The organism is Streptacidiphilus neutrinimicus, assembly GCF_000787815.1.
Lineage (GTDB): Bacteria > Actinomycetota > Actinomycetes > Streptomycetales > Streptomycetaceae > Streptacidiphilus > Streptacidiphilus neutrinimicus.
This window is the reverse complement of sequence record NZ_BBPO01000051.1, coordinates 19653-41413: the sequence shown is the minus strand read 5'-3', so window position 1 is coordinate 41413 and position 21761 is coordinate 19653. Positions and strand designations below refer to the sequence as shown.

21 protein-coding genes and 1 pseudogene are annotated in these 21761 nt (G+C 73.7%); 12 read left to right on the top strand and 10 right to left on the bottom strand.

Annotated elements, in window-relative coordinates; all coding sequences use genetic code 11:
* On the bottom strand, positions 1 to 1010 hold a 1010-nt coding region (locus TR48_RS27310; protein WP_042372145.1), incomplete at its 3' end, for an APC family permease.
* Positions 1011 to 1193: 183 nt separating this feature from the next.
* Between TR48_RS27310 and TR48_RS27305 the strand changes: the two genes are divergently transcribed.
* The 4 genes from TR48_RS27305 (at position 1194) to TR48_RS27285 (ending at position 5139) form a co-directional block, all read left to right on the top strand.
* Complete coding sequence (locus TR48_RS27305; protein WP_042372105.1) at positions 1194 to 2705, top strand: cryptochrome/photolyase family protein; 1512 nt, start codon at positions 1194 to 1196, stop codon at positions 2703 to 2705.
* Between the two features lie 128 nt (positions 2706 to 2833).
* Positions 2834 to 3292, top strand: a complete 459-nt coding sequence (locus TR48_RS27300) for an SRPBCC family protein (protein WP_042372102.1) — start codon at positions 2834 to 2836, stop codon at positions 3290 to 3292.
* 361 nt (positions 3293 to 3653) lie between these two features.
* Positions 3654 to 4178 carry an NUDIX domain-containing protein gene (locus TR48_RS27290; protein ID WP_042372099.1) on the top strand — a complete coding sequence of 175 codons (525 nt, stop codon included), beginning with the start codon at positions 3654 to 3656 and terminating at the stop codon, positions 4176 to 4178.
* Between the two features lie 232 nt (positions 4179 to 4410).
* Positions 4411 to 5139 (top strand): GNAT family N-acetyltransferase, encoded by a 729-nt coding sequence (locus tag TR48_RS27285; RefSeq protein WP_042372097.1) that lies wholly within the window; start codon positions 4411 to 4413, stop codon positions 5137 to 5139.
* 506 nt (positions 5140 to 5645) lie between these two features.
* Here the strand turns inward: TR48_RS27285 and TR48_RS27280 are convergent.
* The gene (locus TR48_RS27280; RefSeq protein WP_042372095.1) at positions 5646 to 6812 is read right to left on the bottom strand and encodes a metallophosphoesterase family protein; all 1167 of its coding nucleotides are present in this window, start codon (positions 6810 to 6812) and stop codon (positions 5646 to 5648) included.
* 163 nt (positions 6813 to 6975) lie between these two features.
* On the opposite strand from TR48_RS27280, the gene TR48_RS27275 reads away from it, so the two are divergent.
* A complete protein-coding gene (locus TR48_RS27275; RefSeq protein ID WP_236652356.1) occupies positions 6976 to 10014 on the top strand; it encodes a glycine--tRNA ligase in 3039 nt (1012 codons plus the stop codon).
* Between the two features lie 95 nt (positions 10015 to 10109).
* Here TR48_RS27275 and TR48_RS27270 read toward each other — a convergent pair whose 3' ends face one another.
* The 3 genes from TR48_RS27270 to TR48_RS27260 all read right to left on the bottom strand — a co-directional run bounded on the left by TR48_RS27270 (position 10110) and on the right by TR48_RS27260 (position 12299).
* Entirely contained in the window at positions 10110 to 11033 is a 924-nt protein-coding gene (locus TR48_RS27270) for a L,D-transpeptidase (RefSeq protein ID WP_042372092.1), read from the bottom strand.
* Between the two features lie 90 nt (positions 11034 to 11123).
* Entirely contained in the window at positions 11124 to 11414 is a 291-nt protein-coding gene (locus TR48_RS27265; RefSeq protein ID WP_052443091.1) for an alpha/beta hydrolase family protein, read from the bottom strand.
* 186 nt (positions 11415 to 11600) lie between these two features.
* Positions 11601 to 12299, bottom strand: coding sequence for an HAD family hydrolase (locus TR48_RS27260; RefSeq protein WP_042372090.1), 699 nt, complete (start codon positions 12297 to 12299; stop codon positions 11601 to 11603).
* A gap of 212 nt (positions 12300 to 12511) precedes the next feature.
* Here TR48_RS27260 and TR48_RS27255 point away from each other — a divergent pair, with 212 nt between their 5' ends.
* The 3 genes from TR48_RS27255 to TR48_RS45825 all read left to right on the top strand — a co-directional run bounded on the left by TR48_RS27255 (position 12512) and on the right by TR48_RS45825 (position 14427).
* Positions 12512 to 13309 carry an alpha/beta fold hydrolase gene (locus TR48_RS27255; RefSeq protein WP_042372141.1) on the top strand — a complete coding sequence of 266 codons (798 nt, stop codon included), beginning with the start codon at positions 12512 to 12514 and terminating at the stop codon, positions 13307 to 13309.
* A 237-nt stretch (positions 13310 to 13546) separates the two neighbouring features.
* Positions 13547 to 14002, top strand: a complete 456-nt coding sequence (locus TR48_RS27250) for a DUF4395 domain-containing protein (RefSeq protein WP_042372088.1) — start codon at positions 13547 to 13549, stop codon at positions 14000 to 14002.
* Positions 14003 to 14007: 5 nt separating this feature from the next.
* Entirely contained in the window at positions 14008 to 14427 is a 420-nt protein-coding gene (locus TR48_RS45825; RefSeq protein ID WP_170183564.1) for a TlpA family protein disulfide reductase, read from the top strand.
* A 192-nt stretch (positions 14428 to 14619) separates the two neighbouring features.
* Here TR48_RS45825 and TR48_RS45820 read toward each other — a convergent pair.
* Positions 14620 to 15690, bottom strand: a pseudogene (locus TR48_RS45820) (PP2C family protein-serine/threonine phosphatase); the annotation flags it as partial.
* A gap of 166 nt (positions 15691 to 15856) precedes the next feature.
* On the opposite strand from TR48_RS45820, the gene TR48_RS27240 reads away from it, so the two are divergent.
* A complete protein-coding gene (locus tag TR48_RS27240) occupies positions 15857 to 16276 on the top strand; it encodes a RidA family protein (protein ID WP_042372086.1) in 420 nt (139 codons plus the stop codon).
* A gap of 36 nt (positions 16277 to 16312) precedes the next feature.
* Positions 16313 to 17104, top strand: coding sequence for an arylamine N-acetyltransferase family protein (locus TR48_RS27235; protein ID WP_042372084.1), 792 nt, complete (start codon positions 16313 to 16315; stop codon positions 17102 to 17104).
* A gap of 23 nt (positions 17105 to 17127) precedes the next feature.
* Here the strand turns inward: TR48_RS27235 and TR48_RS27230 are convergent, their stop codons facing one another.
* Together TR48_RS27230 and TR48_RS27225 are read right to left on the bottom strand one after the other, a co-directional pair.
* Positions 17128 to 17634 carry an OsmC family protein gene (locus TR48_RS27230; protein ID WP_063771075.1) on the bottom strand — a complete coding sequence of 169 codons (507 nt, stop codon included), beginning with the start codon at positions 17632 to 17634 and terminating at the stop codon, positions 17128 to 17130.
* The gene (locus TR48_RS27225) at positions 17631 to 17936 is read right to left on the bottom strand and encodes a GNAT family N-acetyltransferase (protein ID WP_042372082.1); all 306 of its coding nucleotides are present in this window, start codon (positions 17934 to 17936) and stop codon (positions 17631 to 17633) included. The genes TR48_RS27230 and TR48_RS27225 overlap by 4 nt, the downstream gene beginning before the upstream one ends.
* A gap of 155 nt (positions 17937 to 18091) precedes the next feature.
* Here TR48_RS27225 and TR48_RS27220 point away from each other — a divergent pair, with 155 nt between their 5' ends.
* Complete coding sequence (locus tag TR48_RS27220) at positions 18092 to 18781, top strand: YoaK family protein (protein WP_042372080.1); 690 nt, start codon at positions 18092 to 18094, stop codon at positions 18779 to 18781.
* Here TR48_RS27220 and TR48_RS27215 read toward each other — a convergent pair.
* Together TR48_RS27215 and TR48_RS27210 are read right to left on the bottom strand one after the other, a co-directional pair.
* Complete coding sequence (locus tag TR48_RS27215; protein WP_439654499.1) at positions 18766 to 20193, bottom strand: HAMP domain-containing sensor histidine kinase; 1428 nt, start codon at positions 20191 to 20193, stop codon at positions 18766 to 18768. The two genes, TR48_RS27220 and TR48_RS27215, sit on opposite strands and share 16 nt — an antisense overlap.
* Before the next feature lie 79 nt (positions 20194 to 20272).
* The gene (locus tag TR48_RS27210) at positions 20273 to 20950 is read right to left on the bottom strand and encodes a response regulator transcription factor (RefSeq protein WP_042372078.1); all 678 of its coding nucleotides are present in this window, start codon (positions 20948 to 20950) and stop codon (positions 20273 to 20275) included.
* Positions 20951 to 21077: 127 nt separating this feature from the next.
* On the opposite strand from TR48_RS27210, the gene TR48_RS44760 reads away from it, so the two are divergent.
* A complete protein-coding gene (locus TR48_RS44760; RefSeq protein ID WP_042372077.1) occupies positions 21078 to 21743 on the top strand; it encodes a PepSY domain-containing protein in 666 nt (221 codons plus the stop codon).
* The last annotated feature ends 18 nt before the right edge of the window (positions 21744 to 21761 follow it).

Here is a 21761-nt window from a genome sequence, read left to right as displayed (position 1 = left end):
GAGGCTGCCTGCACCAGCGCGTACAGCACCTCTCCGGTGGTTCCGTGGCCGAAGACCGCCTGGGTCTCCTGCGACAGGACCGACGGGTAACCGGCCGTGTACGGGGTGGCGTGGGTGTAGTGCGCCAGCAGCGTCACTCCGGTGATCAGGAAGCCGAGGGTGCAGGCCATGACGGTGAGCACCGTGCGGGCGTTGCGGCCCTGGGGCTTGCGGAAGGCCGAGACGGTGTTGGAGATGGCCTCCACCCCGGTCAGCGACGAGCCGCCGTTGGCGAACGAGCGCAGCAGCACCAGCACCGTCGCCCCGGCCACCACGCCGGAGCCCTTGTGTACGGCGACCGTGCCCGGTTGGCGCGAGGGGTCGTAGACCGGCAGCCCGACCGTGAAGTGCTTGACGACGCCCACGGTGATCACTACGCCGACCAGCACGGAGAAGAGGTACGTCGGCAGTGCGAAGGGCCGTCCGGCCTCACGGAGCCCGCGCAGGTTGGCCACACACAGGACCAGCACCACCCCGATGGTGATCTCCAAACTGTAGGGACCCAGCGCCGGCAGGGCCGAGGCGACCGCCACCGTCCCCGCGGACGCCTGGACCGCCACCGTCACCACGTAGTCGATCAGCAGCGCCGCCGCGGCGACCTGGGCGACCTTCGGCCCGAAGTTGTCACGGGAGACCACGTACGAGCCGCCCGCCCGGGTGTAGACCTCCACCACCTGCCGGTAGGAGGCCGCCACCAGCACCAGGATCAACAGGATCGCCCCGGTGAGCGGCAGGATCAGGGTGAACGCCGCCAACCCCGCGTACGGCAGCAGCGCCAGCAGCATCTCCTCCGGACCGTAGGCCGAGGAGGAGATCGCGTCCGGCGAGAGCACACCCAGCGCGACCGGGTTGGAGAGCCGCTCCTCGCGCAGCTGCTCGGTGACCAGGGGCCGACCCAGGAAGACGCGCTTGAGCGCGTACCCCACGGACTCCGGCAGCTCCGACTCGACCGCCCCGCCGTCCTCAGCCACGCCTCGTACCCCCCGGCCGTCCGTGGTGGCCCCGTCGTGGCCACCTGCGCCGCGCCTACCCCGACGCCGGGACGCGACACGGAGCGGCGAATCGATGACAGAACGATGCGCCTGTCCCCGGCGACGCGAACGGCGGCATGGTGGAGATCACGAACCGGTCGACGGCGCTGGTCAGGAGGCTGCGTGACGCGAACTCGCCCGCACTGGCTCTTCGCCGACCAGCTCGGTCCCGGATTCCTGGAGCCCGGCCCCGGCGGGCCGGACCCGGACGCCCCCGTCGTCTTGATCGAGTGCCGGTCGGTGCTGCGCCGCAGGGCCTTCCACCGGGCCAAGGCCCATCTCGTGCTCTCCGCGCTGCGGCACCGCGCCGCCGAACTGGGCGCCCGGGCCCGCTACGTCCGAGCCGACAGCTACCGCGAGGGGCTGCGCGAGGCGGTCGGGAAGGCCGCCGTCACGGTGCGCCACCCGACCTCGCGGGCGGCTCTGGGCCTGGTGCGCGCGCTGCCGCAGACCGAGGTGCTGCCGCCCCGGGGCTTCCTGACCGACTTCGCGTTCTTCCGGACCTGGGCCGAGGGGCGAGGCCGGCGGCGACTGCTGCTGGAGGACTTCTACCGCAAGGTGCGCGAGCGTCACGATCTCCTGCTCGACGGCGGAGAACCGGCGGGCGGGCGCTGGAACCTCGACGCCGACAACCGCGAGCGCCCGCCGCGAGGCGGCGACCGGCTGCCGGTGGACCCGCCGTGGTGGCCGCAGGAGGACGCGATCGACGAGGAGGTCCGGGCCGATCTGGACCGCTGGGAACGGCGCGGGGAGGTGCGCCTTCTCGGCCGGGACGGGCCGCGGCGGTTCCCGGTCACCCGCGCCGAGGCGGAGCAGGCGCTGGCGCACTTCCTCGCCCGCCGGCTTCCCGACTTCGGCCGGTGGGAGGACGCGATGCTCGCCGGGGACCCGTGGATGGCCCACAGCCTGCTGTCCGTCCCGCTCAACCTTGGTCTGCTCGATCCGCTGGAGTGCGTCCGGGGCGCCGAGGCCGCCTACCGGGCGGGGACCGCGCCACTCAACAGCGTCGAGGGGTTCGTCCGGCAGGTCGCCGGGTGGCGCGAGTACGTGTGGCAGCTGTACTGGCACCTGGGCGAGGAGCACCGCACGGCGAACGCCCTCGGCCACCGGGCGGACATCCCCGACTGGTTCGCCGAGCTCGACGCCGACGCGGTGGAGGCGTCCTGCCTGCGGCACGCCCTCGCCGAGGTCCGCGACGTGGGGTGGACCCACCACATCCCGCGCCTGATGCTGCTGGGGAACTGGGCCCTTCAGCACGGGTGGGACCCGCGACAGGTCACCGACTGGTTCCACCGGGCCTTCGTCGACGGCTACGACTGGGTGATGGTCCCCAACGTGACGGGCATGTCCCAGTACGCCGACGCGGGCCTGATGACGACCAAGCCCTACGCGGCGGGCGGCGCGTACATCCACCGGATGAGCGACTTCTGCGGGTCCTGCCGCTACCGCCCGCACGAGCGGACCGGCCCGAGGGCCTGCCCGTACACCACCGGTTACTGGGGCTTCGTCGCCGGACACCGCGCGCTGCTCGCGGGCAACCCCCGCACGGCGCGGGCCGTCTCCGGCCTCGCGCGCCTGGACGACCTGGAAGCCGTGCTCGACGTCGAACGCCGCCGCGCCGCGGCCCCGCCGTGACATCGCAGCCGTGACACCGCAACCGTGACGTCGCGGCCGTGACACCGCACAGATGGGCCGGTGGCTGTTAGCTCCCGTCGATCGCGGGCAGGCGCGCCTTCGTACCGCGACGAAGAGGAGGCCAGCGGATGAGCACGGTTCAGGAGTCCATCGAGGTCGAGGTCCCGCTCCACACGGCCTACAACCAGTGGACGCTGTTCGAGGAGTTCCCCCGGTTCATGGAGGGGGTCGAGGAGGTCACCCAGATCGACGCCCGCCACAACCACTGGAGGACGAAGGTGGGCGGCGCGACGCGGGAGTTCGACACCGAGATCGTCGACCAGCTGCCGGACGAGCGGATCGCCTGGCGCACGATCGGCGGCGAGGTGCAGCAGCACGGCGTCGTGACCTTCCAGCGCCTCGACCAGACCCGCACCGCCGTCAGGATGGCTCTGGCGTTCGAGCCCGAGGGCGTCGCGGAGAAGGCGGCGGACGTCCTCGGGATGGTCGACCGGCGCGTCAAGGGAGACCTCAAGCGCTTCAAGCAGTACGTCGAGGACCGCGGGTTCGAGGAAGGCGGCTGGCGCGGGCGCATCACGCCGTCCTGAGACACCACGTGCGCGGAGGGCCCGGCGGTGCGACCGCCCGGCCCTCCGGCCGCGCGCCGGTGCGGGGACGGAGGGTCCGCGTGTCGGAGACGGCCGCCGCCGACCTGAGTTGATCGCCGGGCAGGGCCGGTACGCGGTGCGGGTCTTCGACCCCGCCAGCCGCGCCGGGTCCGGCTTCGCCGACCTCGACGCGTTCCCCTACGACCCGGACTGGGTGCTGCCCGCGCGCTTCTACCCGTTCGCGGCGGAGCGCACCGTCCGTCTCCTCCGGTCCGTGCGGGGGAGCGACGGGTCCTCGAACGCGCCTGAGGCGAGGCTTCCGCGGCCGGGCGGTGTCAGTGGGGCTAGGTAACGTGTCGTCATGATCCGTAGCCCGTTCGAGCAGCGCCCGCTTGACGCTGCCGTTGCTGATGCCGCAGCCGCGACGCTGGAGTTCGACGGGGCCAGAGCCTGGTTGCGCGCTGCGCTGGCCGGTGCCGTGGAGCCGTTGGGCGCCGAGGTCTGGGTCCTGGATCCGGCCCTGGAGCAGATCGTGCTGGTCAGGCATCCGGTGCGCGGGCTGGTCCCGCCGGGTGGCAAGGTCGAGCCCGGAGAGTGCCCGCGCGAGGGCGCCGCCCGGGAGCTGGCCGAGGAGACGGGGCTGCGCCCGCGGCTGCTGGAGCGGCCCGCCGCGGCGGCGGTGCGGTCGTTCCATCCGGCTCTGCCGGTGACCCTGTCACTGTCCTACGCGGCGATCGCCGACCCGGGCGCGCCGCTGATCGCGGAGCCCGGACAGCCGGCGACCTGGATACGGCTGGACCGGGGCTGGGACAGCTGCTTCCCGGATGACGTGCTGCGCGTCCGCGCGTACGAGCGCCTCATCAGGACGCGCGGTCCCGGCCGCTGACGCCCCGCTCGGCGCCGGACCGGGCGCCCTCCGTCTCGGCCGTGGCCGGCCGTTGACATCCCGCGCGGAACGCGCCTAGCTTGGCCGACCGGGTGACGCCCGTCCGTCGGACGCGGACCCTCCTCCTCGACCGGCCACTTGGCCCTGGCGGGCGGGAGGATCGACACCGACCAGCGACTCCGTCTCCCTGAGGGAACCCGTGAGAACCCGAGAGAAGGAGGACCGGCCCGCCGTGTCGACCGGAGTCCAGCAGCCGTCCTCGTCCTCCCCCGGGAGCGGCGACAGCCCGCACCTCCTGGACAACCCCATCTGGGCCGCGCTCACCGGCCCGCACGCCCGCTTCGCGGACCGGGTCGGTCGGGCCGCCCGCTACCCCGTCGACGTCGCTCCCTTCACCGCGTTCGCCGACCCGGCCGATCCCCGCGCCTGGGCGGACCTCGCCACGCTCGTCGGACCAGGCCGCGTGACGGCCGTCAGCGGCGCGATCGCCGCACCCCCCGAGGGCTGGCAGATCGTGAGGTCCGTGCGGGGCGTGCAGCTCGTCGACACCGCGCTGCGGCCCGAGCCCGCGCCGGAGGCGGTCCGCCTCGGACCGGACGACGTGCCCGAGATGCTCGATCTGGTCGCCCGCACCGAGCCGGGACCGTTCCTGCCCCGCACCGTCGAGCTCGGCGTCTACCTGGGCATCCGCGAGGGCGGCCGGCTCGTCGCCATGGCGGGCGAGCGGCTGCACCCGCCCGGCTGGACCGAGATCAGCGCGGTGTGCACGGACCCCGGCCACCGCGGCCGGGGCCTGGCGACCCGTCTGGTTCGCGCGCTCGCCGCCGGGATCAGGGAACGCGGGGAGACCCCGTTCCTGCATGCCGCCGCCGAAAACACCAGCGCCGTCCGGCTCTACGAGTCCATCGGCTTCACGTTGCGCCGCACCACGGCCTTCCTCCAGGTGCGCACCCCGGGCTGAGCCGTTCCGGGCCCAGCCGTTCCGCCCCGGACCGTTCCGGTCCGTCCGGCGTCGCGTCAGAAGCCGGAGCGCGGAGCGCCGGGGGCGAGCGAGCGGACGTGCTCGCCCGGAAGACGAAGGGGTCCACGGCCGGTACCGCGAAGGGGCGGGAGGCGCTAGGGAAGGGGACGGCAGAGGGCCGGACCTCGGGGAGGCCGGCCCTCAGGGGTGGTCAGGCGGTGGGGTCACTCGCCCGGGACGTAGACGATGCCGCGCAGGGCCTCGCCGGAGCGGGCGGTGCGACGGGTGCGGAAGGAGTCACCGGCCGCGGTGGTGGCGTCGACGTGGTCGGCCACGGTCACCAGGCGGTTGGTGCCGCCACGTCGGCGACGCGCTCCCGGGAGTCGTTCGAGTCGGCCGAGTCGGCCGAGACCGTGCGGTTGGTGCCTTTGCTGCCTTTGGTGCCCGTAGTGCCTGCGGTGCGGTTGCTGCGTGCGGCGCGGTCGGTGCGTGCGAGGGACGGGGCCTCACTTGCAGGTGCCGCTGCCGGTGTCGCTGTACTGCAGCGCCGTGGAGTCGAAGCCGGGGCCGGCCAGGGCGGGCTGGTAGTCCCAGCTGTAGCCGTGGGACTTGAGCGTGAGCTTCATGACGCCGAAGGCGCTGGCCTGGGCGGTCACCACGTTGGGGTTGGCCCAGTTGCCGGGCGTGCCGGCCAGGGTGTCCAGCGCCTCGCCGCCGGAGCCGATGACGAACTCCGGGATGCCGTGCGTCGGGTCCGACTGGCCGGCCGGATTCATCGGGCGCAGTCGCGCGTAGGCGTGCTCGTGGCCGTTGAGGATCAGCGTGGCGCGGTGCTGGTAGAGGAGCTTCCACCAGGCGTCGGCCGCCGCGCCCTCGACTCCGCCGGCGCCCGGGGCGGACGCGGGGACGGTCGCGGTCGAGGCCGTCGTGGCGCTGAAGGTCGGCTGGTGCCAGTACGCGATGGTGCACGGACGCGTGTTGACGGCCAGGTCCTTGGAGAGCCACTGGGTCTCCTGCGCGAGGAGGCCGTCGTCCGTGGTGGAGCAGTCGTGCTTGAACTCGTCGGAGTCGCACTCGGCGTTGAGCGAGACGATGTGCCAGTTGCCGAGGTTGTAGGAGTACCAGCCCTGGTTGTCGGCTGTGTCGTCGCCGGCCTGCCCCTGGGTGGTGGGCGAGCCGGACTGGTTGTGGCCGTTGAAGTAGCTGAAGTAGCCGGTGCCGTTCTGGCCCGCCTCGTTGTCGCCCTTCTTGGCGTACGAGTAGTACTCGTGGTTGCCCGGCGCCGGACGCTCGAGCATTTTCAGGCCGCCCCAGGCCTGGTCGAAGGACTGCTCGAAGTCGGTCAACTTGCCGACCTGGTACTGCTCGTCGCCGAGCAGGGCGACGGCGTCGGGGCGCATGTCGGTGGCCTGCTTCGCGGTGGCGAACTCGGCGCTCATGCCGCCCAGGGTGGGGCTGCCGCATTTCAGTGCCGTCGGGGTGCCGGCGTTCTCCTCGTCGTCGGGCTCGCAGGCGATGTCGCCGACGGCCGCCAACGTGTAGACGGCGGGGCTGTGCTGGGCGTAGGGCCAGTCGTTGTCGTTGCCCCGGTTCGCCTCGGCGACGGCGGTTCCGGCGACGGCGAGGACGGCCAGACTCACCGCCGCAGCGGAGATCTTGGTGACGCGGCTCATGTGCGGTGTCCTTCCACAGAAGAAGTGGTCAACGCACGTTAAGCAATAGATCTAACAGTGGATACAAACAGGCTCTAACGGCTCGGTGAACTCCTTCGTCAGGGGGTGGGGCGCAGTGCATAGAATCGCCGGACGTCGGCCTTTCCGGGCGTCTCGTCGCAGCGTGAGCGCGGGCCCGGAGGGCCAGTTCACCGACTTGTGGGGTTGCACCATGCTGACGATGCAGGAAGCTCTGCTCGCCCTCAACGCGTACTGGACGCAGCAGGGCTGCCTAGTCGCCCAGCCGATGAACAGCGAGGTCGGCGCCGGAACGCTGAACCCCGCCACGTTCCTTCGGGTCCAGGGTCCCGAGCCGTGGCGTGTCGCCTATGTCGAGCCCAGCGTGCGCCCCGACGACTCGCGCTACGGGGAGAACCCCAACCGCCTGCAGACGCACACGCAGTTCCAGGTCATCCTCAAGCCCGAGCCCGGGAACGCGCAGGAGCTCTACCTGGGCAGCCTCAAGGCGCTCGGCATCGACATCGAGGCGCACGACGTCCGCTTCGTCGAGGACAACTGGGCCTCGCCCGCCCTCGGCGCCTGGGGCCTGGGCTGGGAGGTGTGGCTCGACGGCCTGGAGATCACCCAGTTCACCTACTTCCAGCAGGCCGGCGGCATCACGCTGGACCCGGTCTCGGTGGAGATCACCTACGGCCTGGAGCGGATCCTGATGGCTCTGCAGGGGGTCAGCCACTTCAAGGACATCGCGTACGCGCCCGGCATCACCTACGGCGAGGTGTTCGGCCAGGCAGAGTACGAGATGAGCCGGTACTACCTCGACGACGCGGACGTGGACACCAACCGCGAGCTGTTCGAGGCCTACGCCCGGGAGGCCCGGCGCCTGCTCGACCTGCGGCTGCCGGTGCCCGCCTACTCGTACGTGCTCAAGTGCTCGCACACGTTCAACGTGCTCGACGCCCGCGGCGCCATCTCCACCACCGAGCGCGCGCGTTCCTTCGCGCGGATGCGCGCCCTCGCCCACGACGTCGCGGCGCTGTGGGCCGAGCGCCGTGCCGAACTCGACCACCCGCTGGGCCTCGCCACGGCCGCGCCGGACGCCCCCGCCGAGGCCGCGCCGGAGGCCGCCGCGACCCCCGACCCGAACGCGCCGCGGACCCTGGCGTTCGAGATCGGCTTCGAGGAGCTGCCGCCCGCCGAGGCCGCGCGGGTCGTCGACTCCGTGCGGGACGCGATCGGGAGCGCACTCGGTGCGACCCGGCTCGGCCACGGCGCGCTGCACGTCGCTGCCACCCCGCGCCGCGTCGTGGTGACCCTGGAGGGCGTCGAGGCCGCCGAGCCCGACCACGAGCAGACCGTCAAGGGCCCACGCGTGTCCGCCGCGTACGACGCCGAGGGCGCGCCCACGCCCGCGCTGCTGGGCTTCGCCCGCAGCCAGGACGCCGACCCGGCCACGCTCGGGCGCGGCGAGTTCGGCGGCCGCGAGCACGTGGTGCTCACCCGCGTCGTGGCCGGCCGCAGCGCCGAGGAGGTGCTGGCGCAGGTGCTGCCCGCCGTGGTCTCCGGCCTGCGGGCCGAGAAGAACATGCGCTGGAACGCCTCCGGCCTGTCCTTCTCCCGGCCGATCCGCTGGATCCTGGCTCTCCTGGGTGAGGAGGTCGTGCCGTTCACGGTCTCCGGCCTCGTCTCCGGCCGCACCACCCGCGTCCACCGCACCGCCGCGCAGCCCGAGGTCGAGGTGGCCAAGGCCGACGGCTTCGTGGAACTGCTGGCCCGTCACGGCATCGTGGCCGACACCGACGCCCGGCGCACCGTCATCCAGGCCGCGGCGGTGCAACTGGCCGCCCAGGTGGGCGGAGTGGTGGATCTGGAGGCCAACCGGGCGCTGGTGGACGAGATCACCAACCTGGTCGAGTTCCCCACCCCGATCCTGGGCACCTTCGACCGCAAGTACCTCGAACTGCCGGACCAGATCCTCACCACCGTCATGCGCAAGCACCAGCGCTACCTGCCCGTCCTCGACGCGGACGGCGCGCTGCTGCCCTACTTCGTCACCGTCGCCAACGGCTCCTGCGACCAGGACGTGGTGCGGCGTGGCAACGAGGCCGTGCTGCGGGCCCGTTACGAGGACGCCGCGTTCTTCTGGCGGGCCGACCTGGACACCCCGCTGGAGGCCATGCAGGAGCGGCTCCACCTGCTCACCTTCGAGGACAAGCTGGGGTCGATGGCTGACCGGGCCGAGCGCATCGCCTCCACCGCCAACGAGTTCGCCTCGCACGTGCCGATCGGCGCCCGCGATCTGATCACGCTGGAGAAGTCCGCCGGGCTGGTGAAGTTCGACCTCGGCTCGCAGATGGTGACCGAGCTGTCCAGCCTGGCCGGCGTCATGGCCGAGGTCTACGCCCGCAAGGCGGGGCAGCCCGAGGAGGTCGCCCAAGCCCTGTTCGAGACGGAGCTGCCGCGTCACTCCGCCGACAAACTGCCGCAGTCGACGCCGGGCGCGCTGCTCGCGCTGGCCGACCGCGCCGACCTGCTCGCCGGTCTGCTGCCGCTCGGCGGTGCGCCGACCGGCGGCTCCGACCAGTTCGGGCTGCGCCGGGCCGCGCTCGGCATGGTCAACATCCTGCGCGCCCATCCGGCCCTCGCGCCGCTGACGATCTCCACCATGCTTCGGATCGCTGCCGAGAGGCAGCCGCTCGAGGTCACCGACGTGAGCCTGGAGGAGGCCCGGCAGTTCGTCGTCCGCCGGTTCGAGCAGCAGCTGCTGGAGACCGGGCACGCCGTCCACGACGTCCGGGCGGTGCTGCCGCAGGCGGACCGTCCGGTGCCGGCCGCCGGGCGGCTCGCCGAGCTGGAGGAAGCCCACGGCACCGAAGCGCTGGCCCTGACGACCGCCGCGGTGCAGCGGGTGCTGCGCATCGTCCCGGCAGGGACGAAGCCCGTGCCGGACCCGGAGGCGTTCACCGTGGACGTGGAGCGAGACCTGCACCTGGCGGTCCAGAAGGTCCGTGGCCTGCTGGGCGGCTCGCCCGGCCTGGCGGCGTTCCTGGCCGAGAGCGGGCCGCTGGTGCGGGCGATCGACGCCTTCTTCGAGGGCGTCATGGTGATGGACGAGGACCTCGCCGTCCGCGCCAACCGGCTCGCGCTGCTGGCCACCGTCGTGGAGCTGACCGAACCGATCCTGGCCTGGTCCGAGCTGAAGTGACGCCCTGAAGTGACGCCGTGAACGGGTCTGCCCGCCCTCGCCGAGGCGGGAGCGGGCAGACCGTCGCCGGGTGCGTGTTCACCCGTGGGCGTGCGTCAGGCCGTGTGGGCGCCCGTCGCGCTGCCCGCGAGCCACTGCGACCAGGAGAGGTCGTAGTCCGCGTAGCCGTTGTCCCCCGCGGCCTTGCCGCGCGGCGAGCCGGTGATGGTCACCGGGTCGCCCACCTTGACGTTGTCGTAGTACCACTCGGCGTTGGCGTACGAGAGGTGCACGCAGCCGTGCGAGCCCTGCCCGTGCCCCGGGGTGGGGTCGCCCGTGGAGTAGTGGACGTAGGTGCCCGAGAAGGTCAGGTGCACGTCCCACGGCAGGTTGAGGTCGTAGTAGTTGGGGTTGTGCGGGTCGCAGGTGATGCCCACGCTGCACGAGGTCATCCGCACCCAGCGCTGCTTGTCTATCACGGCCATGGTGCCGTCCCACGACGGGAACGTCTTGCTGCCCGCGTCGATCGGCATGGTGCGGATCACCTTGCCGTTGCGGGTGATCTTCATGGTGTGGCCGGGCGCGGAGACGAAGGTCTCGAAGTCCGCGCCGATGGTAAAGGTGTGCGTGTACGTGCGGGTGCCCGTACGGCCGTTGCCGTCGCCGACGCCGGCGAGCGCGGCGTCGAGGGTCACCTTCGTGCCCACCGGCCAGTAGCCCTCCGGCCGCCAGTCGACGCGCTGGCTGCTGAACCAGTGCCAGGCGCCGGTGACCGGCCGCGAGGTGGTCACCTTCAAATGCCGCTCTATCGCGGCCCGGGCCGAGGACGCCACCGGGTCGGTGAAGACCACCGAGATCGGCATGGCCACGCCGACGGTCGCACCGCTCGTCGGCGTGATCGAGTTCAGCAGCATCGGCTTGGCGGCGAGCGGGGCGCTCGCACTCGTGTTCGCCATCGCGGGCACCCCGTACACACCGATGCCCGCCAGCACCGCACTCGTGACGAGTGCCACCCCGATGCTGCGTTTCTTGAGCCCCACTCTTTGCTCCGCTCATGTCATCAAAAGAACATTCGACGTGGGAGATGACTCGCGAGGCAGGTAAATGGTTGCGGTCGGGACGCGAGGGACTCACGGGGCCGGACGGGCGGCGAAGAACGTCCAGAACACGCTGGTCGCGTCCAGTGCCTTGGACGGGGTGTCAAGGCCCAGTGCGCGCTGGATCAGCGGGCGGTCGGGCGAGCCGGGCCACTGGTGGCCCGCGCCCGCGATCGTGACCGGCGTCACGGCGCGGTCGTCGGGGCAGTCGGCCGCGGTGGTGGTCAGCGGCCCGGTCGTGGTCGTGGTCGGCGCCGCGCAGTGGTCGGCCGCGCGCCAGCGCGCCACCACGTCCGGGATCGGCGGCCCGTCGATGCCGTGCACTGCCCTTGACCACCACTTCCCGGCCGCCTCGGCGGTGCCTGGACGCAGTGCAGCAGCGGCGTTTGTGGGATCTCTGTGGGCCGCCGACGCCTCCGCGTCGGCCCCGGGGCGTCGGTCGGGCGGCGTCGCTCGGTGGAGCCAAAGCTCCGGCGGAGGCCGGCGCTCCGGCCGGGCCGCGCGGCCGGCTCAGGCGTGCACGCGGGCGAGCACCGGCGTCAGCGCGTCGGGCCGCTCGTCCGCCGGGAGGTGGTCCACCCGCAGGAACGCGCAGCCGAGCGCCGTCGCGCCGCCGTCGGCGGTCGTGTCGTCGCCGACCATGAGGACGTCGGCGGGGGCGAGGCGCAGCGCCTCGCACGCGATCCGGAACAGGCCCGGGTCGGGCTTCTGCAGGCCGTGCTCGTAGGAGAGGACGAAGGCGTCGACGAGCTGTTCCACGCCGTGGTGACGGAAGACCGGCCGCAGGTCCCAGCCGATGTTGCTGACGACGCCGACGGGCACGTCGCGCTGCCGCAGTTCCTTGAGGACGGCCTCGGTGTCCGGGTAGGGGCCCCACGCCTCGGGGTGCAGGTGCCGGTCGTAGAGCGTGTCCGCCAGCCGCGGGTCCGGCAGCGGACCGGCCAGCGCGGTCAGCCCCGTGTACGCGGCCCGGTGCCGCGCCGCGTCGAGGTCGCGCTCGTCCCACAGCCGCCGCAGCTCCTCCGGCAGCCGCCGCGGGCTCGCGCCGCCCGGCAGCGCCCCGGCCCGCTCCAGCCGTTCGGCGAGCGCGGCGGCCTCGGCCTCGGGCAGGTCGAGCTCGAGCGCGTCCAGTGTCCCGTCGAGCCACGCCCGGGTGGAGGTGATGCGGAAGAGGGTGCCGGAGAAGTCGAAGAGGACGCCCTTGATCATGGGTCCATCCTCGCGGTGGTCGGGGCCCCGGCTCAAGCGCTGTCGGCGGCGGACGCGTGGCGGAGACGGCGGAGGACACCGCGCTACGCCTCGGTGACGGCGGGGCCTCGGATGCGCGCCTGTTCGCGGCGCTGGACGCCCGCGAGCTGCTCGACCGGGGCGCCGGGCGACCGCGTCTGAGTCCGGACGTGGGCCGGTGTACGGTGCCGGGCATGGTGAGTACCGCGGGGGAGTACCCGGACGCCCAGTTCTTCGACGCGCCCGACGGGGCCCGGCTGGCCTACCGGGAGGTGGGGGAGGGGCGGCCGGTCGTGCTGCTCCACGGGGTCACCGCAGACGCGGAGTCGTGGTTCGCGGCAGGGGCCGGGGCCGGGGCCGGGCTCGCGCCCGCGCTCGCCGCGCGGGGACACCGGGTGATCATGCCGGACTTCCGCGGACACGGGAGCAGCGCCAAGCCGCAGGACGTCGAGTCGTATCCGCAGGACGTGCTGACGCTTGACGCGCTCGCGCTCGTCGACCACCTCGAGCTGGACGACTACGCAGTGGGCGGGTACTCGCTCGGCGCGCGGATCGCGGTGCGCATGCTGGTGCGCGGAGCCGCGCCCCGGCGGGTGGTCGTCGGCGGCCAGGGGCTGCGGGAGGTCCTGGGCACGGGCGGCGGCGCCGGAAACGCCCTGCGGCGCGCCCTCGCGGGCGCCGGCACCTTCGAGCCGGGCACGCGTGAGGCGCGCACCGAGCAGTACCTGCGGTCCCGGGGCATGGACCCGGTCGCGCTCCTGCACGTGCTCGACTCGATCGTCGACACCCCGCAGGAGCTCGTCGCCCCGCTGCGGACCCCCATGCTCGTCGTCGTCGGCACCGATGACGAGCGCCTCGCCTCCGCGCGCGAGCTGATCGAACTCCTGCCGACCGCCCGCCTGACCGAGGTCCCCGGCAATCACGGCACAGCGGCGGTCGCCCCGGAGCTCACGCAAGCCTTCGTCGACTTCCTCACAGCGCCGCAGGCCTGACCCGGGGCCTGGGCCCGGCAGGGCTGACCGACCGTCCGCCGGCGGTGGTGGGTGTGTCCGGCAGGTGGGCTGTGATTGACCCGGTAGGGGGTGCCTGCTGCAATGGGAGGCATGCTCCGTACGACGACGCCCCTGGTCACCAGGGCCCACATCGACTTCGGTCGGGTGTGGTCCGCCGCGTGTCGCTGACCGCGCTCGCCCAAACCGCGTCCCGTCCGTCCCGTCCCGGAGCACCCCATGTCCGACCGCGCCCAGGGGGCGCCGGTCCGCGTAGACCCACGCGGACCGCGCTTCGCCGCCGTCCTCACCACCCTCGTTCTCTTCGTGGTCCTCGCCACCGGCAGCGGCCCGCTGCTCGCGGCGCAGGCTGTCGTCTTCGCCCTCGGCGCGGCCCTGGGCCTGCGTCACTCGCCCTACGGGTGGCTCTACCGCCGCCTGGTGCGTCCGCGGCTCGGACCGCCGCGGGAGCTGGAGGACGAGCGGCCGCCGCGCTTCGCGCAGGCGGTCGGGCTGACCTTCGCCGCCGTCGGCGCGGTGGGCTACCTGTCCGGTGCGACCTGGCTCGGCATCGCGGCCACCGCCCTGGCGTTGGCCGCCGCCTTCCTCAACGCCGCGTTCGGGTACTGCCTGGGCTGCGAGATCTACCTGCTGGCCGTGCGCGGTCGGGCCCGGCTGGGGCAGGCGGCGCGATGAGCGACCTGACCGGACTGGTCGTCGCCGTCGTGGTGCTCGCCCTCGCGAGCGTGTTCGGGCTGGTCCGCGCCCGTCGCGACGGCAGGCTGCGCACCGGCCGCGGCGACGCGGGCCTGCGACTGTCCCCGGGTGAGCTGGGGGAGTCCCTCGGGGACCGGGCGACGCTCGTCCAGTTCTCCACGTCCCTGTGCGCCACCTGCCCTGGCACCCGCCGTCTGCTCTCCGACGTCGCCTCCGGGACGCCCGGTGTCCGGCACGTCGAGATCGACGCCGAGAAGCGGCTCGACCTGGTCCGCCGCGTCGAGGTGATGCGCACGCCCACCGTGCTCGTCCTCGACCGGGACGGGCGGGTGGTGCGTCGCGCCTCCGGCCCGCCCACGCGTGCCGAGGTCGTCTCCGCGCTGGAGCTGGCGACGGCGGGCTGAGCGGTCTCCTGCGGCCGTTCGGGCCTCAGCCCTCCGCCGCGGTGAAGGCCTGGCGGGCGCGTTCGGCGACCGCGCGCGACCGTGAAGATCACCGTGACCGACGGCTCCGGCGCCACCGCGAGCGCCCAGGCGAGCTTCGTCCGTCTCGACGAGGAGCGCCTCGGGGCCGAAGACGGGCGCGAGGGCGAGGGCCGTCAGGTCGTCGGACAGCTCCTGGGCGTAGGCGGGGACGTCCCGGCCCAGGTGGTCGATCACCGCGCGCGGGTCGCGCGGGTCGAGCGTCTCCAGGCGGGCGGCGAGCGGGTAGAACGTTCCCGCCTTGTCGCGCGCCTCGGTGATGCCGTCGGTCACCAGCAGCAGTGTCTCCCCGGGGTGCAGCTCGCGGACGGCCGCCTGCGAGGCGTCCGCTCCCCGCCCCGCCAGCGCGCCGAGGCCGAGCGGCAGACCGCCGGGGCAGGCGACCGGCTCGACGCCGGAGCCGCGCAGCAGCAGCGGATCGAGGTGCCCGCGGTTGACGACGGAGAGCCGGCCCGTGGCGGGCTGGTGCTCGACCAGGACGGCGGTGACGAACAGCTCGTGGTCGCCCGTCTCGGCGGCGTGCCGGGCGACCTGGCGGTCCAGCTGGGCCGCCAGGTCGCCCAGCTCCGGCGTCTCGTGCGCGGCGGTGCGGAACGCGCCGAGCACGTCGGCGACGGTGCGCACCGCCGCGAGGCCCTTGCCGCGGACGTCGCCGAGCAGGACGCGGGTGCCGAAGCGCGTCTCGCACACCTCGTACAGGTCCCCGCCGACCCCCGCGTCGGCCTCGGCCGGGTGGTAGAAGCCGGCGGCCCGCAGCGCGCCCGTCCGGCCCGGGACGGGCCGCAGCACCGCGCGCTGCAGGGTCTCGGCGATGGTCCGGACACGGACCAGGTCCCGTGACTGCCGCCGCCGCTGCGCGGCCAGCGCCGCGCCGAGCACGCCCGCGAGGACGGTGGCGACGTAGACCCACACGTGGTGCTGCTCGGTGAGGTGGCCGACCCGGTCGGCCAGGGCCAACTGCAGGCCGAGGGCCAGCGCGGTGGCGCCGCCCACGACGAGCGGGCCGAGCGTGAACGCGGTCACGACGGGCAGCAGGGTCAGCAGGAAGCCGGCTGCGACCGCGTCGGAGACGGTTGTCTCCACCGTCAGGTCGACGACGAGCAGCAGCGCCGGCGCCCAGTGCAGCCACCTCGACCGCGCGCCGGGGACCGGCGCGGCGGGGACGGTGACGGGGAACGCCGACATGGAGGACCTGCCTCGGAATCGGGGACGTGCGGGAGGGCGGGGCCGTCGACGGCGCTGTCCGCGACCTCCCTGCCATCGTCCGGTGTCGGGGGAGGCGACGACACGGGACCAAAGTCCCTTTCCGGCCCGTCGAGAGCAAGATCACACGCTGTGGAACAATCGCCGGATGAGCGACGAGACGCGCGACCAGAAGACCGAGATCCGCACCGACGGCGCGCCCGCTCCCGCGTGGCTCTTCTCCCAGGGTGTGCGCAAGGGCCCGATCCTCCAGGTCTCCGGCCAGGGCCCGCAGGACCCGGCGACGGGCGAGTACCTCTACCGGGGCGACGTGAAGGCGCAGACCCGGCGCACGCTGGAGAACGTCAAGGCGATCGTCGAGGCGGGCGGCGCGAGCGTCGAGGACGTGGTCATGTTCCGCGTCTACCTCACCACCCGCGACCACTTCGCCGCGATGAACGAGGCCTACGCCGAGTTCATCGCCGAGAACGTCAAGGCCGACGGCGTGAAGCCGTGCCGCACCACCGTCTTCGTCGAACTGCCGCAGGAGCCGATGCTGGTGGAGATCGACGCGATGGCCGTGGTGTGAAGTCCGCGGTGGGCGTCGGCGTGGTGTGATGAACCCATGACGCTCTCCGGCGACCAGGTCACTGCCTACCTCTCCCGCATCGGCGCCGCACGCCCGGCGCGTCCGGACGCGGAGGCGCTGCGCGACCTGCACCTGCGGCATCTGCGGGCGGTGCCGTTCGAGAACCTGAGCATCCACCTCGGCGAGCCGATCGTGCTCGAGCCGGACGCGTTGTTCGACAAGGTCGTGGGGCGCGGCCGGGGTGGGTTCTGCTACGAACTCAACGGCCTCTTCGCGGAGTTGCTCGACGCGCTGGGTTACCGGGTGACCCGGCTCGCCGGGCGCGTGCACGGCCCCGACGGCTTCGGGCCGCTCTTCGACCACCTGGCGCTGCGGGTCGCCGACGCCGACGGCGCCGAGTGGCTCGTGGACGTCGGCTTCGGGCGGCACACCGACCTCCCGCTCCGCTTCGACCCCGCCGTCGACCAGCGGGATCCGACCGGCGGCTACCGCCTGGACGGCCGGCCGGGGGACACCGACGTCGTGGTCTCCCGGGAGGGCGAACCGCAGTACCTGCTGGAGCTGCGCCCGCGCACGCTCAGCGACTTCGAGGTCTGCTGCTGGTGGCAGCAGACCTCGCCGAGCTCGCACTTCGCGCAGAACGTGCTCTGCTCGCTGCGGACGCCGACCGGCCGGGTGACGGTCAGCGGCCGTACGCTCGTCGAGTCCGACGACTCCGGACGGCGCACCGAGCGGGAGCTGACGGACAACGAACTCACCACGGCCTACGCCGAGTTGTTCGGCATCGTGCTGGACCGCGTGCCGGACCGCCCGCGGTCCCGCGGCTGACGCACGCCCGGCTCGGGGCCCGGTCAGCCTGCCGCGCTCGGACCGGCGACGGCGGAGCCGGGCTGCGCGGGCAGGGCGGCGGGTAGGACGGGGACGCCGTCGCGGACCGCCCGGGTGACGGGCGTGCGCTCGGCGATCTCCAGCAGGCGGGCGCGCTGGGCCTGGTCGAGCTCGCCGTCGAGGTCGATGCGCCGGGTGATCCGGTGGCTGCCGTCAGGGCCCTCCTCGTAGGCGGTGTGCACCCGGACCGCGTCGAGGGTCCAGCCCTTGCGCTGCGCGTACATCCGCAGCGTCACGGCCGTGCAGGAGCCGAGCGCGGACAGGAGCAGGCCGACGGGGGTGGGGGCGGTGTCGGCGCCCCGGTGGGAGACCGGCTCGTCGGCGGCCAGGGCGTGACGGCCGACGCGGATGTCGACGTGGTAGTCGGGCCCGGCCAGGGTGGCCACGGCCGCGCCCACGCGGGCGAACCCGTCCGCGCGCACCTCGGCGGGCGCGGCCTGCCCGGCGGGTGCCGCGGGCTCGGCGCTCACAGGCCGAACCGCGCGCGCTGCGCCTGCGGGACCAGGTCGACGTACTCGGGGTGCTTGGTGATCCAGCCGCGGATGAACGGGCAGAAGGGAAGCACCTCCAGGCCCAGCTCGCGGACGGTGTCCAGGGCCGCGCGGGCGAGTGCGCCGCCGAGGCCGCGGCCGCCGAAGTTCGGGTCGATCTCGGTGTGGATGAACGCGATCTCGTTCCGGAACCGGTGGTACTCGGCGAAGCCGGCCAGTTCCTCGCCGTCGTAGATCTCGAACCGGGACGCGTCCGGGTTGTCCACCACGCGCTGTGCCATCGCTCCTCCAGTCATCGTCGGTCAGTGATGATCATAGTCGCTACCTAGTTGATGTATCAACTTGTGTCACCTCAGCCGGTCCCGGGGTCGGCGCGAACGGCGTGTCGGCTGCCGGGAACTCCCCACCGGAGCGCGGACGCTGGGATGCTCGGTGGATGTCCACAGCCACGAGCCGACCGGTCCCGACCGGCGCCGAGATCGGGGACGGCCACCCGCTCACACTCTCCCTGCTGGTGCTCACCCTCGTCAGCGGGATCGTCGACGGCGTCAGCTACCTCGGCCTCGGGCACGTCTTCACCGCCAACATGACCGGCAACGTCGTGGTCGTCGGCTTCGCGATCGCGGGTGCGCCCGGCTTCTCCGCCGCAGGCTCGCTGACCTCGCTGGGCGCCTTCCTGCTCGGCTCGGCCTGGGCCGGGCGGCTGGCCATCCGGCACCGGCACAGCTCGCGGCCGACGTGGTTCCGCACCGCGCTGCTGCTGGAGGCGTCGCTGCAGGCCCTCGCGACCGTCATCGGGTTCACGGTCGGCGTCCGGCACACCCAGCTCGGGCTCATCGCGGTGCTCGGCCTCTCCATGGGCCTGCGCAACGGCACGGTCCGCAAGCTGGCCGTGCCCGACATCTCGACCACGGTGCTCACGATGACGCTCACCGGGATCGCCGCCGACTCCTCCCTCGCGGGCGGGGCCAACACCCGGCTGCGCCGCCGGGTGCTGACCGTGGTCGCGATGATCGCCGGAGCCGCGCCGGGAGCGGCGCTCGTCCTGCACGGCCACGGGGCGTGGGCGTTGCTGCTCGCCACGACGCTGGTGACCGTCGTCGCGCTGGTCTACCGGGAGCGCTGAGCCGGGACACCGGGAGCGGGCAGACGCGCCTCGAAGGTCGCGCCCTCCGTGCCGCCCGTGCCCTCCGCGCCGCCCGCGCCCTCCGTGCCGCCCGCGAGCTCGACGGCCTCGGCGCCCGCCGCGAGGCCGGGGTGCCCGGCCGGGTCGACCACCTTGAGGGTGCCGCCGTGGTGGTGGGCGATGTCGCGGGCGATCGGGAGGCCAAGGCCCGCGCCGCCGTCGTCGCGGCTGCGGGCGTCGTCGAGGCGGGTGAACCGCTCGAAGATCCGCTCGCGGTCCTCGGCGTCGAGTGCGGGGCCGTCGTTCTGGACGCGCAGCACCGCCGTCCCGGCGTCGGTCCGCACCGTCACGTGCACGGCGGTGCGTGCGTGGCGCTCCGCGTTGTCCAGCAGGTTCGTCACCAGCCGGACCAGCCACAGGTGGTGGCCGGGCACCACCGCGTCGTCGTCCAGATCGAGGGTGAAGGCCACGCGCCGTCCGTCGCGGCCGCGGACCGCGACGCGGACCAGCTCGGCGAGGTCGACGGGGGCCGTCGGCAGCCCGGTGGGACCGGCGTCGAGGCGGGCGAGGAAGAGCAGGTCGGCGGCCAGGTCCTGGAGCCGCTCGGCGTCCTGCAGTGCGCCCTCGACGAGTTCCACCCGCACCTGCGGGTCGGGATGCCCGAGGGCGACCTCCAACTGGGTGCGCAGCACGGCGATCGGGCTGCGCAGCTCGTGGGAGGCGTCGGCGATGAACTGGCGCTGCCGGCGCCCGGCCAGATCCAGCCGGTCCAGCATCCCGTTCATGGTCCGGGCCAGCCGGGTGATCTCGTCCTCGCCGCGCGGGACCGGTACCCGCCGGTGCAGCTCCTGCTCGCCGATCGCGGCGACCTCGCTGCGGATCGCCTCCACCGGCCGCAGCGCGCGGCCGGTCACCCGCCAGGTGACCAGGGCGACGGTGAGCAGAAGCAGCGGACAGCCGACGACCAGGGTGAGCGCCGTCGTGGAGACGGCGTCGTCGGCGGCGCGCAGCGAGACGCCGGTGCGGATGACCACCGGCCCGTCGGGGGTCTTCACGACGACGCTGGTGATCTGCTGGCGCGCCTCGATCCCGAAGGGCTTGAGCCCGGGTACCTCCATGACCGGCAGCGGGACCTGCGGCAGTGCCGGGCGACCGGTGAGGTTCTGACTCGCCGCCACCACCTGGCCCTTGCCGTCGACGACCTGGACGAAGTCGGTGCCGTCGCCGAGCGGCACCAGCTTGCCGAGCCGTCCGCCCGCGGCCAGTTTGGCCACCACCCCGGCCTGCCCCCGGGCGCTCGCCTCGGCGGTCCCGCGCAGGTTGGCGCGCAGCAGGCTCAGCATGGCCAGCGATGCGACGGTGAGCGCGACCGCCACCACCGTGCACGCGGCCAGCGTCGCGCGGGCGCGCACGGAACGCGGCGTGACGCGGAGGCGCAGCGTGCCGAGCCGCCGCCGGATCCCCCCGCGGCGGCCGCCCACGGGGACGTCGTCAGCCACCGTCCACCGCCAGCCGGTAGCCGACGCCGCGCACGGTCTGCACGGCCGCCCGCCCGTACGGCGTGTCGATCTTCCGCCGCAGCGCGCTGACGTGGACCTCGACGACGTTGGCGTCGCCGTCGTAGTTCTCGTCCCAGACCGCGTCCAGGATGTCCCGCTTGGAGACGACGTCGCCCGCCCGCAGCGCCAGGTGCTCCAGCACGGCGAACTCCCGCGCGGTGAGCCGGACCGGCTCGCCCGCCCGGGCGCAGGTGCGCGCGCCCAGGTCGACGGCGAGGTCGCCGAGGCGGACCAGGCGCGGCTGCCGTCCGCCCACCCGGCGGGCCAGCGCGCGCAGCCGGGCGACCAGCACGACGTAGGAGAAGGGCTTGGACAGGAAGTCGTCGGCGCCGGTGTCCAGTGCCTCGGCCTCGTCCCACTCGCCGTCCTTGGCGGTCAGCATCAGGATGCCCGCATGGTAGCCGCCGGCGCGCAGCGTCGCGCAGACCCGGTAGCCGTTCAGGCCGGGCAGCATGATGTCGAGCACGACGAGGTCGTAGGGGCTGCGCGTGGCCTGCCGCAGTCCGGTGATCCCGTCGTGGGCGACGTCGACGGAGAACCCGTCGGCCTCCAGGCCGCGCTGCAGCGCGGCGGCGAGCCGCCGTTCGTCCTCCACTATCAGTACGCGCACCTGACCAGGGTGACAGCACCCGCCGGGAGGAAGCTGAAGGGGTCTTCAAGATCTTCAGCGGGCCTTCAGCGTCGCTGCGGGATTCTCAGGCACCGAATCCCGAGGACGAACTCTTGAAGGAGCCGAGATGAGCGATCCGTTCGCGGCGGGCCCGGTGCCCGCCGAGCCGGACGAACCCACGGAGCGCGACGGCCACGACGGCCACGACGACGCCGTGGACCGCGACGAGCTGGTGGAGCACGCGGAGCAGCCGGTGCGTCGGCGCGGCCCGGTCCGCCGGGTGGTGACCGGCCGCCGGTCCCGCTGGGTCGTCGGCGGCGTGGCCGCGGTCGTCCTGGTCGGCGGCTCGGCCGCGCTGACCGCGGCCGTGGTGCGCCACAGCGACGAGCACGTCGCCTTCGCGGTGGGACCGGCCGGACTGCCGGGCCTGAAGCAGGTCATCGCCCAGCGGGCGGGCGGCCTCGGCGGCGGCGCCTTCGTCGTGAAGGGCGGCCAGGTCGTGGCCGTGCCGGGTCCCGCTGTGCCCGGCGTCGTCGTGCCCGGTGCGGCCGGGCCCGGCGTGGCGGGCGCCTCGGTGGCCCCGGCGCCGCTGCCGTCCCTCCCGGCGGACCAGGCGGTGACCAAGGCGGAGGCCGCGGTCTCCGGCGGCAAGGCCGAGTCGCTGACCACCGTGCCGGAGCAGGGCGGCGGCACGGCCTGGCAGGTCGTCGTGCTCGGGCCCGACGGCGTGCGCCACCTGCTCACCCTCGACGGCGCGAGCGGCGGCGTCACGTCCAACACCGTCGTGGGCTGACACCGCGAAAGCGGCGTG

What these genes read in the sequence shown, in the direction of transcription:
- TR48_RS27300 (WP_042372102.1), top strand. Translation starts at nt 2,834, where the DNA reads ATGAGCACGGTTCAGGAGTCCATCGAGGTCGAGGTCCCGCTCCACACG.
- TR48_RS27290 (WP_042372099.1), top strand. Translation starts at nt 3,654, where the DNA reads ATGATCCGTAGCCCGTTCGAGCAGCGCCCGCTTGACGCTGCCGTTGCT.
- TR48_RS27280 (WP_042372095.1), bottom strand. Translation starts at nt 6,812, where the DNA reads ATGAGCCGCGTCACCAAGATCTCCGCTGCGGCGGTGAGTCTGGCCGTC.
- TR48_RS27260 (WP_042372090.1), bottom strand. Translation starts at nt 12,299, where the DNA reads ATGATCAAGGGCGTCCTCTTCGACTTCTCCGGCACCCTCTTCCGCATC.
- TR48_RS27255 (WP_042372141.1), top strand. Translation starts at nt 12,512, where the DNA reads ATGGTGAGTACCGCGGGGGAGTACCCGGACGCCCAGTTCTTCGACGCG.
- TR48_RS27250 (WP_042372088.1), top strand. Translation starts at nt 13,547, where the DNA reads ATGTCCGACCGCGCCCAGGGGGCGCCGGTCCGCGTAGACCCACGCGGA.
- TR48_RS27240 (WP_042372086.1), top strand. Translation starts at nt 15,857, where the DNA reads ATGAGCGACGAGACGCGCGACCAGAAGACCGAGATCCGCACCGACGGC.
- TR48_RS27235 (WP_042372084.1), top strand. Translation starts at nt 16,313, where the DNA reads ATGACGCTCTCCGGCGACCAGGTCACTGCCTACCTCTCCCGCATCGGC.
- TR48_RS27225 (WP_042372082.1), bottom strand. Translation starts at nt 17,936, where the DNA reads ATGGCACAGCGCGTGGTGGACAACCCGGACGCGTCCCGGTTCGAGATC.
- TR48_RS27220 (WP_042372080.1), top strand. Translation starts at nt 18,092, where the DNA reads ATGTCCACAGCCACGAGCCGACCGGTCCCGACCGGCGCCGAGATCGGG.
- TR48_RS44760 (WP_042372077.1), top strand. Translation starts at nt 21,078, where the DNA reads ATGAGCGATCCGTTCGCGGCGGGCCCGGTGCCCGCCGAGCCGGACGAA.